This window comes from Nocardia sp. NPDC058497 (genome assembly GCF_042720195.1).
Lineage (GTDB): Bacteria > Actinomycetota > Actinomycetes > Mycobacteriales > Mycobacteriaceae > Nocardia.
Map to the genome: position 1 here is coordinate 1 of NZ_JBHXMY010000988.1, position 1306 is coordinate 1306.

At 70.1% G+C, this 1306-nt stretch carries 1 protein-coding gene; it reads left to right on the forward strand.

The window, feature by feature from the left end:
• Positions 1-499: 499 nt before the first annotated feature.
• On the forward strand, positions 500-1129 hold the full coding sequence (locus tag ACFWPJ_RS33105; protein WP_378857505.1) for a sigma-70 family RNA polymerase sigma factor: 630 nt from the start codon (positions 500-502) through the stop codon (positions 1127-1129).
• Positions 1130-1306: the final 177 nt, after the last annotated feature.

Here is a 1306-nt window from a genome sequence, read left to right on the forward strand (position 1 = left end):
CGCGCCACCAGACTGTCCAGCGCCCCCACCCCCCCCGCGCCCTCGCCCAGCCCGCGCCGGACCCCCAGGCGCCCCCCCCGCCCGGCGGGGGGGGGGTTTGTGTGTTCGTCCGGAACCGGGCACGCCGATGGCCTCTACCCAGCCAGGGGTAGAGGCACATCCGGGGTGCTTTCAGCGGATACGCCCGGTAGGGCGCGGGCGGCACTCATGCGGCGGCATCGAGCAGATGCAGTTCCTCCGCCACGACCAGATCGATCTCTTCGTCGGTCAGACTCGACAACAGATGTGTCGTGAGCATCGCTCTCACCTCCTCACCGTGCTTCCTGATCGGTCGAATCGAAGAACTCGACATCGACACCTCTACAGACGTGACTCCCCGGATCCGGACGCAGGATGCGTCCGACCGCGGTCTCCGTCGTCGGTACCTGCGACAACGAACCGAGCCTCGCCACCGCGGCGCCAGGCGAGGATGCTGGAGAGACGGAGAGGAGCCAGGATCATGAGCGAGACAACGGCCACCACCGCGACCACACCGCAGCCGGAACACGATGATCTCGAGCAGCTTTGGCGCCGCTTTTCCAGCGACCTGCGGGCCTTTATCGCCCGCCGGGTCTCGCGCCCGGAAGACGCCGACGACATCCTGTCGATCGTGTTCCTGCGAATGGCCAAGCGCCTGGACGATCTGCGCGATCAGGACCGGCTGCTGGGCTGGATGTATGCCATCACCCGCAACGCGATCACCGACTACTACCGGTCCGCACCCCGCCGCCGCGAACTGCCCGTCGATGCCGTACCGGACAACCCATCCACAAGCGAAGGCGAACCCGACGAGGCCGCTGCGAAAGAACTCGCCTCGTGCCTGGTGCCGATGCTCTCCGGGCTGCCCGCCGAGCAGGCTGCGGCGGTGCAGATGGTCGACCTCGACGGCCACACCCACGCCGCTGCTGCCAGCGCGGCGGGTATCTCGGTGTCGGGGATGAAATCCCGTGTCCAACGCGGCCGCGCCGCCCTCCAAGCCCGATTGCACGCCTGCTGTCAGATCAGCCGAGACCGCACCGGCCACGTGCACGACTACCGACCCCGCAGCGGAGAATGCGCCTGCGGGGCAACACCACCATCGGACCAGTAGACCGGCACACCGGCCCGGGAACGGTCACCAGGTCATTCGGCACGTCACCAAGATGGGGGGGGGGGGCGGCGGCGGCGCGCGCCGCGGGGGCCGCGGGGGGGGGTGTGTCGTTCCGGCTCCCGCCCCCCCCGCGCGGCCGCCCGCCCCCCCCGGCGCCGCGCGAGCTGTCCGAGGCAC

Bases quoted from the DNA above. Each gene is read 5' to 3' on its own strand.
- ACFWPJ_RS33105 (WP_378857505.1), top strand. From the start codon at position 500: ATGAGCGAGACAACGGCCACCACCGCGACCACACCGCAGCCGGAACAC.